16 protein-coding genes and 1 pseudogene are annotated in these 17,215 nt (G+C 60.0%); 12 read left to right on the plus strand and 5 right to left on the minus strand.

Going from position 1 to position 17,215, the window contains the following annotated elements:
- Positions 1-65 precede the first annotated feature (65 nt).
- Genes QM596_RS19425 through QM596_RS19435 form a run of 3 tightly spaced genes read left to right on the plus strand, consistent with a single transcriptional unit; the run spans position 66 to position 1,442 of the window.
- Entirely contained in the window at positions 66-719 is a 654-nt protein-coding gene (locus tag QM596_RS19425; protein ID WP_211917609.1) for a GNAT family N-acetyltransferase, read from the plus strand.
- Positions 720-778: 59 nt separating this feature from the next.
- Entirely contained in the window at positions 779-1,288 is a 510-nt protein-coding gene (locus QM596_RS19430) for a DUF5655 domain-containing protein (protein ID WP_349307327.1), read from the plus strand.
- Positions 1,173-1,442, plus strand: a complete 270-nt coding sequence (locus tag QM596_RS19435; protein WP_349307325.1) for an MBL fold metallo-hydrolase — start codon at positions 1,173-1,175, stop codon at positions 1,440-1,442. Before QM596_RS19430 ends, QM596_RS19435 begins: the two co-directional genes overlap by 116 nt.
- On the opposite strand, the gene QM596_RS19440 is transcribed toward QM596_RS19435, so the two are convergent.
- Complete coding sequence (locus tag QM596_RS19440; RefSeq protein ID WP_283309709.1) at positions 1,428-2,159, minus strand: IS6 family transposase; 732 nt, start codon at positions 2,157-2,159, stop codon at positions 1,428-1,430. The two genes, QM596_RS19435 and QM596_RS19440, sit on opposite strands and share 15 nt — an antisense overlap.
- A 339-nt stretch (positions 2,160-2,498) precedes the next feature.
- Positions 2,499-2,894 carry an AMIN-like domain-containing (lipo)protein gene (locus tag QM596_RS19445; protein ID WP_113684130.1) on the minus strand — a complete coding sequence of 132 codons (396 nt, stop codon included), beginning with the start codon at positions 2,892-2,894 and terminating at the stop codon, positions 2,499-2,501.
- A 422-nt stretch (positions 2,895-3,316) separates the two neighbouring features.
- Here QM596_RS19445 and QM596_RS29810 point away from each other — a divergent pair, with 422 nt between their 5' ends.
- Positions 3,317-3,619, plus strand: a complete 303-nt coding sequence (locus QM596_RS29810) for a peptidase inhibitor family I36 protein (protein ID WP_378668758.1) — start codon at positions 3,317-3,319, stop codon at positions 3,617-3,619.
- 1,510 nt (positions 3,620-5,129) lie between these two features.
- Here the strand turns inward: QM596_RS29810 and QM596_RS19450 are convergent.
- Complete coding sequence (locus tag QM596_RS19450; RefSeq protein ID WP_113684132.1) at positions 5,130-5,738, minus strand: TetR/AcrR family transcriptional regulator; 609 nt, start codon at positions 5,736-5,738, stop codon at positions 5,130-5,132.
- Positions 5,739-5,853: 115 nt separating this feature from the next.
- Here QM596_RS19450 and QM596_RS19455 point away from each other — a divergent pair, with 115 nt between their 5' ends.
- The 8 genes from QM596_RS19455 to QM596_RS19490 all read left to right on the plus strand — a co-directional run bounded on the left by QM596_RS19455 (position 5,854) and on the right by QM596_RS19490 (position 14,151).
- Complete coding sequence (locus QM596_RS19455; RefSeq protein ID WP_283309710.1) at positions 5,854-7,410, plus strand: AMP-binding protein; 1,557 nt, start codon at positions 5,854-5,856, stop codon at positions 7,408-7,410.
- A 12-nt stretch (positions 7,411-7,422) separates the two neighbouring features.
- Entirely contained in the window at positions 7,423-8,613 is a 1,191-nt protein-coding gene (locus QM596_RS19460) for an acyl-CoA dehydrogenase family protein (RefSeq protein WP_113684134.1), read from the plus strand.
- A gap of 100 nt (positions 8,614-8,713) precedes the next feature.
- Positions 8,714-9,043 (plus strand): YidH family protein, encoded by a 330-nt coding sequence (locus QM596_RS19465; protein WP_230091163.1) that lies wholly within the window; start codon positions 8,714-8,716, stop codon positions 9,041-9,043.
- A complete protein-coding gene (locus QM596_RS19470) occupies positions 9,040-9,351 on the plus strand; it encodes a DUF202 domain-containing protein (protein WP_113684136.1) in 312 nt (103 codons plus the stop codon). Before QM596_RS19465 ends, QM596_RS19470 begins: the two co-directional genes overlap by 4 nt.
- 170 nt (positions 9,352-9,521) lie before the next feature.
- Positions 9,522-10,847 carry an MFS transporter gene (locus QM596_RS19475; RefSeq protein WP_113684137.1) on the plus strand — a complete coding sequence of 442 codons (1,326 nt, stop codon included), beginning with the start codon at positions 9,522-9,524 and terminating at the stop codon, positions 10,845-10,847.
- Between the two features lie 52 nt (positions 10,848-10,899).
- Complete coding sequence (locus QM596_RS19480; protein WP_113684138.1) at positions 10,900-12,132, plus strand: serine hydrolase domain-containing protein; 1,233 nt, start codon at positions 10,900-10,902, stop codon at positions 12,130-12,132.
- 199 nt (positions 12,133-12,331) lie between these two features.
- Positions 12,332-13,066 carry an SDR family NAD(P)-dependent oxidoreductase gene (locus QM596_RS19485; protein ID WP_195849594.1) on the plus strand — a complete coding sequence of 245 codons (735 nt, stop codon included), beginning with the start codon at positions 12,332-12,334 and terminating at the stop codon, positions 13,064-13,066.
- Positions 13,067-13,794: 728 nt separating this feature from the next.
- Positions 13,795-14,151: a hypothetical protein gene (locus QM596_RS19490; RefSeq protein WP_113684141.1), complete on the plus strand. Its 357-nt coding sequence runs from the start codon at positions 13,795-13,797 to the stop codon at positions 14,149-14,151.
- A 669-nt stretch (positions 14,152-14,820) separates the two neighbouring features.
- On the opposite strand, the pseudogene QM596_RS19495 reads toward QM596_RS19490, so the two are convergent.
- Together QM596_RS19495 and QM596_RS19500 are read right to left on the minus strand one after the other, a co-directional pair.
- Positions 14,821-15,165: pseudogene (locus QM596_RS19495) on the minus strand (diiron oxygenase); the annotation flags it as partial.
- A gap of 955 nt (positions 15,166-16,120) precedes the next feature.
- A complete protein-coding gene (locus QM596_RS19500) occupies positions 16,121-17,194 on the minus strand; it encodes a beta-ketoacyl-ACP synthase III (protein ID WP_195849595.1) in 1,074 nt (357 codons plus the stop codon).
- Positions 17,195-17,215 lie beyond the last annotated feature (21 nt).

Below are 17,215 nucleotides of genomic sequence, written 5' to 3' on the forward strand. Positions count from 1 at the left end.
CACTCGGACGGGCCGGGCATGCCAGACTGTGACCCGATTCGCACACGAACGAAAGCCTGAAGACGATGGTTGATCCACTGACAGAGATCTGGCCTCCGTACGGAGTCACGATCACGTGTGGGCGCATCACCTTGGTCCCTGTGCGCGACGACCATTTCCCCGAACTCGCTGCGCTGGTCCGAGCCGGCATTCACCCTGCCGAACAGATGCCGTTTCTCGTCCCCTGGACGGTGGGCACTCCCGAAGAAGTGTCGCGAAGATTCATCCAATACCACTGGTCGGTCCGCGGAGCGATGACCACGGCCGACTGGAAATTCGAAACAGCCATTGTCGTCGACGGAGAAATTGTCGGCTGCCAGGCGTTCGCCGCGACGGACTTTCCCAAAAGTCGTACCGGTGAAACCGGCTCGTGGATCGGGCGCGGGTTCCAAGGCCGGGGCATCGGCACTCTTGCCCGACAGGCAATCTGCGCATTCGCATTCGACTCTTTGGGCGCACGCAGCGTCGTGTCGTCGGCGTTCACGGACAACCCCGCCTCGATTACGGTGTCGACCAAAGTCGGGTACCGCGCCGACGGCACAGTAGAGGAGTTGGCTGCCGACGGCCGAATGACCGTGCGTCGACTCTTCACCCTCAGGCGCGAAGATTTTGTCGCACCGCCGTACCCCGTCGAAGTGACCGGCGCAGACGCGCTCAAGGAGATGCTGGGCATCGACTGAGCGAGCTACACGTGCACAGCGGCAACCGGTAGAACAGACGCATGGAACCCTCCGACATGATGGCCGCAGTCACCTCGTCCATGCGCGACCGTACCGGACGCACTCTCGAAGAATGGGTTGAGGCTGTACGCACGTCGGGGGTCGACCCGCTCGATCAGAACGAAGTCCGCAAGTGGCTGAAAGCAGAGCACGGTGTACCGCAGAACTCGCAGTGGGCAATTGCATTCGAGACAGCCAAACAGTCCGGATGGGTGGAGCCGACCGTCGAGCAATACATCGACCAGCAGTACAGCGGCCCGAAGGTAGCACTGCGACCCATCTTCGATGCAGCCCGACGTCTGATCGAAGAGCTCGGAACCGATGTTCGAGTCGAAGGCCGCGGAACATACACGCCCTTTGTTCGCGCTCGCCAATTTGCTGCCATTAGCTTTTCTGGTGGTCACCGAGAACGAAGTGATCCTGATCGACGGCTGCGTCGGATCCGGAAAACCCCGCAACCGCAGCCAATTCGACCATCTGGACCCCTCTTGGTTCACAGAATTCACCAACACCGGCTTCACCCCGGATGACGTCTCCACCGTCGTCCTCTCACACCTGCACGTCCATCACGTCAGATGGGCCACCCAGCGCGGCTTTGTCAACTTAACTGAACGTGACTGGGGATCAACAGCCTTCAGCCAAGCTGTATTCTGTTGGTGGGAACCCGGTTCAAACGACCGGTGAATTTGTGACGTCGTTCCAGGTGGCGAATCGGGTGGTCATTTCGGAGCGGTAATCGCTCGCGGTGAGCTTGTGTCGGCCGGGCCGGAAGTGCGGGGAGATCGCGCTGAATACCGCCAGAAACCGTTGAGCCGCACCGGATGAGCGGAAGCCCGTCATCGCGTGTTCTCGCTGTCTGGTGGGTTGGTGCGAGTTCTCGTCCCGGTTGTTGAGGTACTTCGAGCGCCGATGTTCCACCGATGGCATCAACTCCCGGTGCGCCACAACGTAGCTGGCGAGCTTATCGGTCACCAGCACCCTCGGTACCCGCCCCTGCTTGCGCATCAGCTTGCCGAAGAAGCGTTTCGCAGCCTTCGCGTTGCGTCGTGACTGAACCAGGACGTCGAGGACATTGCCGCTCTGATCGACCGCCCGCCACAGGTACTTCCGGATACCGCCGATCTTGACGAACACCTCGTCCAGGAACCATTTATCGCCGGGTTCGGGAGCACGTCGGCGCAGGCCACGCGCATATTCGGGCCCTAACTTCGCGCACCATGTACGGATCGTCTCGTGCGAGACCACGATGCCGCGGGCGAGCATCACCTCCTCGACGTCTCGCAAGCTCAAGGTGAACCGGTAGTACAGCCACACGCAGTGGGCGACGGTCTCCGCGGGATAGCGGTGTCGTTTGTACGGCGACCGCGTCGAATCCACCCGTGTCTCGTCCCCAAAGCTCATTCGACGATCATCCCTGACTGACGGCCCAGTTAAGTTGACAATGCCCGAGAGACGGCGACAAGCCAATGCGTCATCCGTCCGATCCTGCTTGCCTGCAACGATTACGAACTGTGTCCTACCACCGAAAATTGATTGCCGTGCCGAGACCTCATCTCCTCGACGAGGATGTCGATCGAGGCCATTCTCCGACGACGAAGCGGGTAGATATGCATGCACAGTTTCGCGCTCGAACACTTTCCACGGCAACCAGTCGCAGAGTTCCAGTCCCCGGTTAGGGACGCCTCAGTCCCTCGATCCACCGATTTCCACTGATCTCAGCTCAGGATATTATGTTCCATATCAATGTGTTTCGTCGACCAAAGCCACGACCAACTGGGCGCCATCCGAGGTTGTCCGCTCGCTCACGTCGACACGAGTCACGCTGGTGCGTACTCCGATAAATGATTGAGAAACCCTGTCGAATTGAGGCATCTCGATCACCTCGACAACATTGCCGACGGCGTTAGCAGCGTGTCGCTGCAGATCACCATCAGCAGGACCCGAAACCTTCACTTCGGCCAAATCAACTTGAATGATGGCGTTTCCAGAGACTGACTGCGCCCCTCGTCCGCCGTATGCAATCGCCTCGGAAACCGGGCGCAGGGACCAGGCGATGCGGCCAGCACCTTGAAACTGATAGATAACCTCCTCGCCGACCTCCGATTGGTTGAGATCGATCGACGTCAGTGTCAGCAATGAAGTGTCATCGGGACCGTTCGTGGGCGGGGCGGGAATGGGTTCCCCAGCAACCAACGCCCCTGCTTGCGGCACACCGGCACAACACCGCAGCGAATCCGATGCAGTCGAGGAAGCCGAGGAGATCGGCGGAACTGAAGGTTCACCGCACGACGACAACGCAATGACGGCAACGAAACATCCGGTGTACTTACCAAGCTTCGTACTCGAACGCTATATCAAATTCTCAAACAGATCATCGCCCCAATCCCGTTGGCGCGTCTTCTGTTAACCCTGACGGTCATCGAGGCGCATATTCAACGATACTTGCCCCAAATACAAAACAGGACAGTTTGCTTTGCGTAAATCGTCCAAATCACACCGAAGGTGGAAACATGAGAACAGCGATGCGGTACCTCACAATGACGGCCCTAGCTGCCGCCATGACTATCGGATGGAATGCCCCCGCAGCATCAGCTGCCCCAACCTGTGGCGGAAACACAGTCTGCACGTGGTCGGGCACGAACTACACAGGCTCGTACCGAATGTTCAACCCCAATCCGAACGCCTTCTGCGGAACCACCGTGATCTCCGTCAGCTCCGCAGTCAACGGGTCTGGCAAAGCAATGGATTTCTGGTCGGGACCCAACTGCACCGGGGGGCACACAACCGTCTGGCCAGGCGGGACCAATCCTAACCTAGGGTTCTCCGCCCAATCGGTAGGATGGTGCTCCGTTTGCCGATAAATACAGGGGGCACAACATATTTACGTCACCCAAGTGTAACCAAGACATCCCCGCCGTGCGACACACATTCGTCGATGACCGCCGAGGCGTCAATAGAAATGCAACTACCGAGATCATCGGACGGGTCAGCTGCGTGACCCATGCCAGCGCGGCAAGTTTGCGAACATGACGAAGCGACTAGTGCCGGACCACACCAGCGGCTTCTTCATCTTCTTTGGAAGACTCGTCCATGGTCGACCACAGCGCGTAACCGGCGGACATCCTGCTAGCGCCTTCTGGTCTGTTGCCGTGATGGCAGACCGTGCAGCTGTTCATGAGCTGGTGGTCGACCTCGGGCTCCAGCGGTGGTGGAACTGGTGGTGTCGAGGTTGACTAGTTCCTGCTCCGGCGCGGCAAGTTTTGAAGTTAGCCGAATCTCGATCGATGAATAATTAGGTTGCGATACTTCATGTTTGATCTGAGTGGTCGACAATTTCGCCGGGTCGCCCGATCACACCGATTCGAGTCGATTCATGGGCCAAATACGAACATTCGTGGTTAGACCGTAGAGTCGCCATATCGATTTCGCTGGGCGGGGTTTGCGCGACACCGCCGGCACATAGGGTCGAGGCAGCGCGCGGGTACTTGACGAGTGCTGAGCCCCACCTCATTTACCGTTTGCGGCCCACCCGCTTTACAGCCGCCACGATTTCGGGCGAGCATCCCCGATACCGGATCTCGTCGAAACTCCACATGCGACAGGGAGGATCAAGGCAAAAACCGCACCGGCACAACACGCTTAACGATCGTGTACGTCACTCCATCGTGGACCTGCACTGTCCTGCAGCAAAGGTACCGCGCTGAGATTGTCCAATCCGGCGATGAGGTAACCCGACTCGAATCCAATCGAGTCAGTTGGAGCCCGACCGAAATATGTATGCCCCCAGGGAGGCCTTAGGGGGCACACACTTCGAGTGCCGAGTTACAATTCACCTCAGCGGGGCGAAGGTGCAACTGTGACGAGCATGTAGCCGATCACCAAGTAAAGCAGCACCGCCTAGTCGAGCGTCAGGGCCGGTGGCGCTGTTCGCCGGGCATAGTCAAGTTAATTGGAGTGCAACAGCTTTCGAGTCCAGCAGGCCATCACACGGAGCAGCCGTTCAGACAGCGCGGGACTTTTCGGCGACCTGATCCCACACCTGAATAGGAGGGCTCTTTCGGTGCAGTGATCGCTGACGTCATCCGATTACGACGCGGGCGAAAGTGCGGGGAGATGCGCCCGAAAGCGGACAGGAATCGTTGCACACCGGCGCTCACCGACGCAGACCAACTGTGAGCGATCCCCCTGTCATCGCTCGCGACCTGATCAGCGAGGGTTTCGAACGACGATGACGAAAGCTTGCCCCAGTAGAGATTCCCGGCGCAGTTCAGCTTGGGATTCAACACTTTTCGACTGTAGACGCCGCAGGTCGGTGAGCACGCCGAGGCGATTCGCGGTGAGCTCGCCGCCGCAACGCACAGGTGGGAACAGCTATTCGGATTTCAACTCGCCGTCGAAGCCCGAGGACCAGTAGCGTCCTCGCAGCGAAAGTTCGAGCAGCATCTCGGTGACCTCTTCCGGGGTCAGCGGCGGTGGGTCGGATTCGAGCCACCATTGCATGACTGCGATCTGTTCTCCCACCCACGCCCGGGAGAGAACTTCGATGTCGATTCGCGGGGTCACTCCGAGCGCTTCCGCCCGCGCGGAGAATATCTGTACCGCTGCGGCACTGCGGTCCTCGATGAATTTTCGCAGCGCCTTACCGTCCCCCTCCCCGCGCAATATCACGCGGTAGACGTCGCGTTCCTCCGCCGCATGTCGAAACATCTCGAGTACCGGCTTGCCGGTGAAGCCGACCGAGGAGGCGGGTACGAGTGGACCGAGTCGCTCGTGCAGGTCCGCGCTCAAATCGGAAACTACCTGCCCGAGCAGGTCATCCTTGTCGGTGTAGTGGCTGTAGAAGGTTGCCCGACCCAGATCCGCGCGGTCTGTGATGTCCTCGACGGTGATCCCTGCATATCCGCGTTCCAGAACCAGGGACACCAGCGCGTCCCGCAGCAATCGTCGGGTACGCCGAACACGTCTGTCTTCTGGAGGCACTGGCTTCCCTTCCTTCGCAACTGTTGTAGGCAGCATAGTCCAACATTGACAGGGCGATTGAATATAGACACACTGTCCAATAACATTCGTGATGTCGAATTTTCTTGGAGAGTTCATGAACCTCGGTACCTATCTCGCCCGAAGCGCCAGTTTCCATCCGGATATCGAAGCCCTTGTCTGCGGCGACGATCGGTGGACATACAGCGAACTCGACACGGCTGCAAACCGTCTCGCGTCCGCTCTCGCACTTGCCGGCGCACGGCCGGGACACATGATCGGCACCTTCGCCGGAAACTGCGGGGAACTCGTCGTGACCGAAATGGCCTTGTGCAAGGGAGGGTTCGTCCGGGTACCGATCAACGCACGACTGGGCACGGACGAACTCGCGCATATCCTCGCCGACGCCGATGTCCGTGTTCTGTTCGTCGACGCCGCCCACGCCGGTATGGCACTGAAAGTCGTCGCCGACGCCGGGCTGAACTGCCAGGTGTTCGACTACAGCACTTCGACTCCCGGCGCGGACAGCTATCACGGACTGCTGGCTACGGGCAGCGAAGACAACGTCGAGATGGACGTCGACATCGACGCCCCAGCAGTTCTCAACTACACCTCCGGGTCCACCGGAAAGCTCAAAGCTGCGATCCAGAGTCAGGGCAACCGCTTGGCCAATCTGCGCAAGCGATTGATGAGTCCTGAAGGCGCCCCGTCAGTGGGCGATCGCTACCTCGCCCCCGGCCCGATCACACACGCATCCGGGATGGTGATGCTCGGAATGTTTGCACGAGGTGCAACCGTCGTGGTTCTTCGGTCCTGGAATACCCAGTCCTTCTTGCGGACCATCGAACGCGAGCGCATCAGCACCACATTGGTAGTCCCGACGATGCTCAACCTGCTGATGGATCATCCGTCGGTTACCGGTATCGATTTGAGTTCGCTGCGCTGCATCGGGGTGGGCGGCGCACCCGTCTCTCCGCAACGACTGCGTGACGCGGTGAAACTGTTCGGTCCCATCGTCATTCAGGGCTACGGACTCGGCGAAACAACGAGCGTCGTCACTGTTTTGACTGCCGACGACATTGTGCGCGGCATCGATTCCGACCCCGACCTTCTTCTCTCGTGCGGACGACCTGCCTACGACACCGATGTCCGCGTGGTCGACGACAACGGTGAACAGGTCGCGGCGGGCATGATCGGCGAGATCGTCGTCAGAGGCCCGGACTGCGTACGTGAGTACTTCCGCGAACCCGAGCTGTCCGCCGAGACGTTCCGGAACGGCTGGGTTCACACGGGCGACGTGGGCTACTTCCGTAAGGACGGCTACCTCTTCATCGTCGACCGCAAGAAGGACATGATCATCTCGGGCGGATTCAACATCTACTGCAGCGAGGTAGAGGCCGCACTCTACGAACATCCGGCCGTTTCCGAAGTCTGCGTCGTCGGAGTCCCCGACCCTAAGTGGGGCGAGGCGGTCAAAGCGATTGTCGTACGTCGGAGTGGAAGTCAGACCACAGCAACTGAATTGATCGACCACTGCGCGACTCGTCTGGCAAGCATGAAGAAGCCACGTTCGGTCGACTTCGCAGATTCGTTGCCTGTCAACCGAAACGGCAAGATCGATCGTCGCGCCGTTCGCGCAACCTATTGGGCCACTGCTGACCGTCACGTCAACTGACAGGAAATAGACATGTCATTCGCTCTCACCCCTACCTACGACGACAATCCCAAACTTCAATCACTCGTCGAGCGTCTGCGCGAGTATCTCGACGGCGAACTCGCCGCGTACGAAGCAGGATTGGGACTCACCCAGGAATCCCACTACACCCGCGAGACGCTCGAGCCAGTATGGAAGCGCAGCCGCGAACTCGGCTTCTACGGCATCCATCTTCCCACCGAACTCGGCGGCCAGAACCTCACCTTTACCGAACTCGCCGCGCTCAAGGAAGAGGTCGGCGCATCGCCGCGGGTCCTCTCTACGTCGGTACTCGGAGACATGGGCGGCCCGCTCCGAGCTGGATCGATCTTCCAATACGCCACCGAACACCAGATGGAAAAGTACTTGCTGCCAGTGCTGCGCGGCGAGAAGGCATGCTGCTTCTCCCTCACCGAGAACGACGCCGGTTCCGACGTTCGCGGCATGCTCACCACCGCAACCCCGGACGGCGCCGGATGGCGCCTGAACGGCCACAAGGTGTTCTCCTCCGCCGGCCCGTTCGCCGATTTCTCGGTCCTGATCGCCAAGATGGCATCCAGCAGCGACGGCGACGGTCCGGATTCGTACTCGGCCTTCCTGGTCGACCTGGACGCTCCTGGCTGCGTCGTGGCCGAAGGTGATGTCCCGATGTCCGGCCAGCACATCGAAGCGGACATCATCCTCGACGACTGCTACGTAGGTCCGGAACAGCTCCTCGGAAATGTCGGCGAGGGCTTGCGGATCGGGCTGGGACGAGTGACGGTCAATCGGCTCCTGCACTGCCCGACCGCGCTCGGCGGAGCCCGCCGAGCGCTGGAATTGTCGTTGGAGTACAGCAAGACTCGCCAGGTGCAGGGCGCTCCTCTTGCGATGTTGCAGTCCATCCAACACAAACTCGCCGACATGGCGACCGATTACTACGCCGCGCGGTCGATGACCTATGACGCACTCGCCGCACTCGACACCGGTGCACGTCCGCGGATCGAAGCCTTCATGTGCAAACTGTTCGTTGCAGAGAAGGCCTTCACCATCGCTGACCATGCAGTTCAGATCCACGGCAAGTCTGGCGTCATACGCGGTTCGGAGATCGAATCGCTGTTTCAACGTCTGCGCATGTTCCGAATCCTCACCGGATCATCAGAGATCCAGAAGAACGGCATCGCCCACCAATTACTCACCACCTGAACATCATTCACCCACATTCGTGTCCAATCCGTGCCCGTCAGGTCGTCTCACGCTCGATGTGACGACCGGGCGGGCACTCGACGTTTCAGAGGCAACCACCGTGATCGAGCACGAACCGGACTACAGATTCAGTCTTGCGAACGAGCGAACATTTCTCGCATGGATCCGAACGGCGTTGGGGTTGCTGGCCGGCGGCGTCGCAGTCGGCCAGTTCTACGTACCCGAAAAGGACGACAACATGCACAGAATGCTCGGAGTCGTGTGCACCGTGGTGGCGTCGGTGATAGCGATCGGCGCGCTCCGGCACTGGAAAGCCACTCAGACCGCGATGCGGCGTGATCATCCCTTACCCAAATCGCCGATGATCCCGCTTCTCGTGGGCGGGGTGTGTCTCGTTGCGGGTCTGAGCGTAGGAATGACCGTGCTGTGACGGACAGCGAGCCTCCTGGATTGCAGCCCGAGCGAACCGTGCTCGCCTGGCGACGCACCGCCCTCACCTCGCTGACGGTCACAGTGATCGCCGGCCGTGAGATCGCTCTGGATCCGTCGATCCCAGGGTGGGCACTCTTCGTCGTACTGATGCTCACGACAACCGGCATCGCGGCGGGCATCGTCGTGCGCCGTCGACGCACCGTGCTCGACGCCGAGGATTCGCGCACGTTCCCCCACCTGCTGCTCTCCGTTGTCGCCATGAGTGTTGCGTTTGCCGGGGGATGCGCGGCGGTGAGCGCCTGGTGAGGAACTTAGTCATTCCTGAATCGACGGCGGGAAGATGCGTCGACCACCTCTAGACATCATGTCTATTTATGTATAGTCTCGCCAATATTAATCTATGTGACTCAGTGCACATCATTCTGCGCGCACGCCGAACTTGCGAATAGGCAGCGAGCGCATCCTCCGGAGGAACAATGACCACAGAAATTGCGTCGCCTACCCAGTTTCAGCGCGGTCGGCGAGGAAAGAACCTCGCTCTCCTGACCGGCTCTACGGCAATGGACAACGCCGAGAGCAGCGTGACGTCCGTGATGTTCCCGCTGATGCGCGAGGCAATGGGGCTCTCGTCAGCTGCACTCGGCACGATCGTCGCCGTATCGAAAGCAGTCGGGGTGTTCACCGCAATTCCCTGGGCGTTCCTGGCCCGCCGATATTCTCGCAAGTCGGTACTTGCCGTCTGTTCAGGATTCTGGGGCGCCTGGGTGATCCTGGCCGGCCTGTCCGGCAGCTTCACTCAGTTTCTCGTTCTGTATGCAATCGGTGCTGCAGGTTTCGCCGGAGCCGGCTCGATCGCATTGTCCATACTCGGCGATTTGTACGAAGACGCGCGCCGTGGTCGCGCAACCGGATTGATGTACGGAGGTGTCGCCGTCATCACCGGCGCGACCGCTCCCGTATTCGGACTGTTAGCGCGCTTCGAAGACGGGTGGCGCTACGGCTACATCATCACCGGCGCGATCTGCATCATCATCGGGGTGCTGATCCTGATTTTCCTCGACGATCCTGAATCCTCCGATACACACCCGCAGACGACCAGCGAGGATCTCGAGACCAAAACCCGATTCTGGCGTGAAGGTATACGAGAGCTCCTCGCCATCAAGACATACCGATACATTCTGATCCAACGCATCTTCTCCGGCCAGAACGTCATCATGAGCTTCAGTATCGTCTTTCTCGTCGAGGAGCATGGATTTACTACCACTACGGCATCGATCATCGCGCCGCCCTTCGCAATCGGTTACCTCGTGGGCACTTTCGTCGGAGGGCGAGTCAACGATGCCGTCCATGTCATGCGACCGCGCAGCGGACGCATCCTCATGCTGCAGGCCAGCCAACTCGGATTTGCCCTTGCCGCATTAGTCGCTACACAGATCTCCTGGAACAGCATTGGGGCTTACGCCGTCATGTTCGCGATCGTCGGCGTCCTTCAAGGTCAGGTACCTGTGGTCAACCGGCCGATCATCATGGCGGTGGTCCGCCCGGAACTACGAGCACTCGCCTTCGCAGTATCGCTCTCAACCGTCGAAGCACTCGCGTACGCCGGTTACGCCTTCCTCGTCGGAATCCTCGGTGACAGAATGGGATTGCAGGGTGCGCTCTTCATCGTCACCGTCGTCCTGACGACCCTCAACGGGGTCGCTTCGGGCGCCCTGTATCGGCCGTACGCCCGCGACAGCGTGGCCTTGCTGACCGCAGTCACGTCTCTCCACGACCAGAATGCGCATTCCGAGGTCAGGTGATTTCGCCCCCACCGCACGAAACTCGACAAATCAACTCAGAAGAGGACCTTTGATGACACGAACCATCGCGATGGACGACCTTCGCTGGGCCCGCGGATTCACCGACCCGGCCGACGTACGCCAACAGGCCACGACGATCCGAGAGATGCTACCGACCCGCCGCGTGTGGCGTGGCGACGGACCCACATGGACCCTGCCGACCGACTACACCGACTTGTCCGGCATCCCTCTGAACCTTCCGAATCAACCGGAGCAGTCGTTGTCCGACTTCCTGGCGGGCGCGCACAGCGACGGCATCGCCGTCGTGCATCGCGGCCGCCTCGTGTACGAGAGCTACCTGCACGGATGCAAAGCCCATGAACCGCACCTGAATGCTTCGATGGCGAAGTCCTACGTTGGTTTGATGGCCGCACTCGTCGAAGCACAAGGACTGTTCAGCCGCGACGACGTTGCATCGAAGTTCATTCCCGAGTTGACAGGAACTGCGTTCGGAGACAGCAAGATTCAAGACCTGTTACACATGGGCACCGATGTGACCTACAGTGACCGAAAGTTCTATCGCACCGTCGAAGCCAGCCGATTCTGGGCCGTTGTCGCCCCGAACCTGCGCCCTGCGAATTATCGCGGCCCGGAGACCATCCTCGAGCACCTCGCCACCGCACGAACCGCAGGCCCGACAGGCACCGAATTCCGCTATGAGAATGGCAATGTCGAGACGGTAGGCGAAGTATTGCGCCGCGTGACCGGGACTTCTCTCGCCGAACTTCTTAGCGAACTGGTCTGGTCTCGGATCGGAGCCGAGGAAGATGCGTTCTACATCGTCGACTCATCCGGAACAGAAATGGCGGCCGGCGGTTTCAGCGCAACCCTTCGAGACGTAGCCAAAGTAGGTGAGATGATCCGCTGTGACGGCGCCGTTAGCGATCGTCAGGTGATCCCACCCAGCATCGCGCGATCCCTGACCGCAGACGTACCCGCAGGTTATCCCTCGGAAGTCAGAAGCCCGCGCGCACCTGTCGACTCTCCCCCGACGATGAGCTACCACGACTACTGGTGGATCCTCAACGACCCGTTCGGATCGTTTATGGCAAGCGGAATCCACGGCCAGAGACTTTTGATCTCGCGCAACCTGGAATTGGTCGTCGCTCATTTCGGAGCGCACATCCTCTCCCCCGCGACAGGCACCCCGGACTTCGTACCCGCGTTCATTCAGGTCGGCACTCACCTGACGTCGAGCCCGCGTGAGCTGGCCCCCTCCAACCAAACTTCGCAGGCCGAAGAGTAGTAGCCCTAACAATGCTCAACCTCACCCGGAGCGGCACGACGAGTTCAGCGCACTGAACATTATTGAGCCGCAACGACTCCGAACATCCCATGCATACCAGAAACAAAGCGCCGGGCGAAAACCTGACCTATTTGGGCGAACGCATATCATTACACGACCCCACACCAAATCACTCATGCAGAATAGAAATGAGCGTGTAATGCACACCCCCCAGATCGGAATCGTCACCGGCGCAGGCTCAGGACTAGGACGGGCCACCGTCACCCAGCTCCGCCAACTCGGCGCAACAGTCGAAGCATGGGACAAGAACGAACACACGCTCGCCACCCTTCCCACCGACGAACACGTGCGCACCCACGTTGTCGACATCACCGACGAATCTCACGTGAGCACCGCCGCTGCCGAAGCAATCTCCCACCACCAGGGAATCGACTTCGTCGTCAACTGCGCCGGCGCCTATCTCTATACCTCCCTCGAAGAAACAACCACCGAACAGATCCGAAAACTCCACGACCTCAACATCATCGGACCCACCCTCGTCGTGCAAGCCTTCCTACCCGCTCTACGCTCATCACGCGGTTCCATCGTCAATGTCGCCAGCACCGTGGCACTCAAACCCACAGCCAGCAACTCGCACTACGCAGCCTCGAAAGCCGCACTTGCCCAACTCACACGATGCTGGGCCCTCGAACTAGGCCCCGACGGCATACGCGTCAACGCCATCGCGCCAGGCCCCATTCGAACATCACTGTTCCGCAACGCCGGCATGACCGAAGCACAAGAGAACGAGCTCCTCGACACCCGAACAGCCACACTCCCACTTCGACGCGCCGGCACCCCCGAAGAAGCCGCGATCTGGATCGCACGCCTAGCCCTCGAAGACAATTGGACCACCGGGGCGATCATCCCCGTCGACGGAGGCATGTCTCTGTGAACACCGCTATCCGGCGCCCTCGGAACAACCAAGCAAACGTACCCAACGGGATGCACGAAACCGAGTGATTCCCCCACCATCATTGGGGCTTCGGGCAGAGGCCCGACCTCAGTGGAGGGGGACTGTCGCTAGGTCTGTGCCTATCGGGCCGCTGGACGGCCTAACCAACTCACCAGGCATTCGGCAACGACCCCAGCCGACGCCGAGATTCAAGTTTGATCGGGGTATACGTCCCGGCCCACAATTCCTCACTCACGCACAATAAGCCGAGCGGCCACGCGAGGCGGCTACCTGCTGTTCGCCGCTGAATAGGCTTCGCCGCCGGCCCCTATTCCAATCCTGCAGTGGTATGGACTTTTGAGAGGCAGCAGTTGGCTCAAACCCCCTATCACCCAACGCAACCGACCACGCGTAGCGGGAGATCGCCAAAAGATCGAACACCGCGACCTTGGGCACAGCTTCGATCGCCCACATGAATTCGTCTTTACCCTCCTCTGTCCATCTGTGACCATGTGGCAAGTGTGCGGGCATTGGACCGGCACGTGCCGTGGCGTTACGGCACGTCAGCGTTACCAGGTCCTCGGCGGCGATTGCCGTAACCCGAACATTGTGTGACTGGAAAAGAGGCGACACAGGACGAACCTTTCCCTCGGCAATCAGGACGACCCTCACTGTCGTCGGCATGGGCGGCCCGTAACTGACCATGAAATCGAGGTCAGAATAGACGCGTGACCATGTGGATAATCGCAGCCGTAGTTGAGCTCGCCGCGATCGTTGCCCTCGGCGTCCTCCTCGTCGTGTCGAGAAAGAAGCTCAGGGACACACGGAACGCACTCGAACGAATCCGGAGCGACTCGCCTCGACGTCGATGGCGGGGAATCGCCTCACGGGCGCTGCGTGCCCTCTACCCGCGGGCCCAGGACGACGAACTCCTCAGATGGAAGCTCATTCGCTGCTTCCAAAGCTTCAACAACGAGGCGATCAATACGCTGCTGACCGGCATCGAACACAACGATCCGAACCCCGCGATCCGCCAGGAAGCGCATCGCTCCCTGACTGTCCTAGCCGGTCGATCGAAGATGTGAAGCCCGAACGCACTGACGCGACATAGTCCAGAAACTATCCCGGTTCATTGCCGACCTTTGGAAGTGGCATTGATAGATCGAGAACAAAATTGCCGTGGTATCAGCCTAGGGGCGTGTCAACCACAGGCCCCGGCTCGCTCCGTTTCTGCACAGTACACACGGTCGAATACGAGTTACGTTGCCATGCAAACAATCTAGGATTCAGTGACGCCAGCTCCGCCGAGGTCAGGCCGAAGGGTTCTTCTGCCAAACGGTTGACGAGGAATTTCAGCACAAGGCCGCGGCGATGATGTTCGACGTCGGGGGTTCTGGCACACGTCGTAGGCGTCACGTTGCAGCGCATGGACTTCCCTGCCTCGGGACGATCCTGCGAGCAGAACATACGATCAACGCAACTGCGATACGACGGCATCAACGACCAGTTCCACGATCACTTCGGCGACACGCTCCCCGAAGCGGCGAAGCCCACTTCGACGAATTGCAGTCACTCGACCCTCTCGCCCAAAGATGCGGCTAGCTGAGAGGAGGTTCGCGCCCGAGTGCGACGAAACAAATGTTGGGCAACCGGCCGCCACGCGCCAAAATCGCCACGACGCGACACCTGCTGGTAGACGAGGGAATTAAGGCGATCCTGTAACGCAACCGCCAGGGAGAAGCGCCGCCCCAATGCTAGGCAGCAGCGTTGTGCGAGCTGCGGTGAGGTTCGCTACGGAAGCGCGATGCGCGGCCGTCCATCTTGCAGGCCTTCCACACCAGGCGCGAGGCACGGTTCATCAGGCCGGTGTCGGTGGCCAGCATGCGGACGTCACCGAAGTAGTTGCGCAGGGTCTGGCGCGACTCGGGCAGATCCCAGAACAGGTCCTTCTTCACGGACTTCGGGATGTCGAACTGCTTCCAGAAGGACTTCGGCGGGATGACGATGGCGTCACAGAGAATGCGCATGACGATCGGGAACAGCAGCGAGAGGACGAACCGGTTCGGGCGTGACATCAGCGGGATGCGAATCGAAATCACGACATCCGGATCGATTAAAGCCAGGTTTCGAGCCATCAGCACAGAAACCACCGCAACGAAACCACATTTCACAGGAATTCACTTCCGAACCGCAGGTGAGGAGAATGCACTTACTCCCAAAAGCGTTGAACTGCACCGATACATTCGGACAAATGGAGCAAAACAATTGGTGCAGTGCATGTTACGGCGGTCAGTAGGACACGACAATCATGATGGCGCGGCGCCGGACGCGCGGACGGCAGCCAATTCCGAGAGCGAACGCACACGGAGCCGCCGGAAGTCATCCCGCGCCGAGCCACCTCGAACTCTTGCACGAACCAATGTTCCCATCATGATCGACGAACAACCGTTCCTACAACCACAACGCAATGTCAGTTCGAAAATGGAGTCGCCTCGCGCAGGTTGCCCCGGACACCAGTGGCGCGTACTCCAAGCCGTGACAACGCCAGCCGCAAAGGCGGAACGAGCATCGAGATCATGCACGTGAGCGGGTATCTCGCACGTTCTGCGCAACACCTCCGGCAGCATCGTGCAAAGAAGGGCAACGGAAGCACACATTTTCCGTGACCTGCACACACATCAATACGGCGTACGTTCTCAGTGGAGCCCCCACCGGCCGATGCCGGTCAGGGACTCCATGAGGTGAGACGTCCCCGTGTTGAGCACACATCGCGGAGACCCACTTATTGCGCCGGGCTCTTTGTTCCACCCGGCATCTCCACCCTAAAACAGTCCCTTGGATTCGGATGACGGGCGATTGGAACCGTTACCAACCGCGAGCCCACACCATAGCTTCCGGAGCGAGTTTCGGCTTCTGGCTGACCATGCAAGACGAATACCGTTCCACTGCAAACTATCTCGGATCGCCCTCGAAGCCCACGAACGGGGCACACTTCGCCAGCCCCTGGAGCGCATCTCGATCGGTCATTGAACCGAATCATTCGAATCGGTTGGGTTATGCCAGAGGTGGGAGATGGACAACTTGTCCTGCATAAGCCAGGCCGGCACCGAATCCGAGCAGCAGCGCCGTGTCTCCGTGTCGGGCCTCGCCGGAACGGAGAAGTTGTTCCATGGCCATCGGAATCGATGCTGCGCTGGTATTTCCGCTTTCGGTGATGTCGCGGGCAACTGCGACGGTGTCGGGCAGTCCCAGCGTTCGTACGAGCGCGTCGGTGATGCGACTGTTGGCTTGGTGTGGAACGAACGCGTCGAGGTCGTGGGCCGTGATTCCAGCTTTGTCCAGTGCGTCGCGGCAGGCCTTCTCCAAAAAGGTTATTGCCCAGCGAAATACAGCCTGGCCGTTCATTCGGATGTACGGTCGTTCACTGCGTTCGCCGGATTGCTCGGCCGCAGCGACCTCGGCGAAATACTGGGTGAAGTCCTTGTCCTGCTTGATTGCAGACGTCTGGCTTCCATCCGAACCCCATGCGACCGGACCGATACCTTCGGACTCGGACGGACCGACCACGACTGCTCCAGCCCCGTCCGCGAAAATGAACGCACAGGTACGGTCGGTCGGATCGAGCAGATCGGAAAGCCGTTCCACGCCGATCACCAGAACATGGCGTGCCTGACCCGCGCGGACGAGGGCTGCGGCGTTGCCGAGCGCGTAGCAAAAGCCCGCGCACCCAGCTGAGACGTCGAACGCTGCGGTGTCGTGCAATCCGAGTTCCGTCGCCACGACCGCGCCCGCGGAGGGGCCGAGCACCATTTGCGACGATGTCGCGAGTACGACTGCATCGATCTGTTCGGCGGCGATTCCGGCCGCGGCGAGTGCGCTGCGAGCGGCGCTGACGCTCATCGCCACGATGGTTTCGTCCGGTTCCGCCCACCCGCGCGCTGCAATTCCCGACCGGGTGCGGATCCATTCGTCGGAAGAGTCGATACGATCGACGATTTCGGAATTGGGGACACTCCGTCGGGGCCGGTAAACGCCCAGCCCCAAGAGGGCCGTATGAGTAACGGAAGGTGCTGTGGAAATGAGCACGGAATCCTCTCCGGGGGACCTGACAGTCCACGTCCCCTGCATCTAACATGAACCAAACAGCCC

Source organism: Rhodococcus sp. IEGM 1406 (assembly GCF_030056745.1).
Classification (GTDB): Bacteria; Actinomycetota; Actinomycetes; order Mycobacteriales; family Mycobacteriaceae; genus Rhodococcus_F; species Rhodococcus_F erythropolis.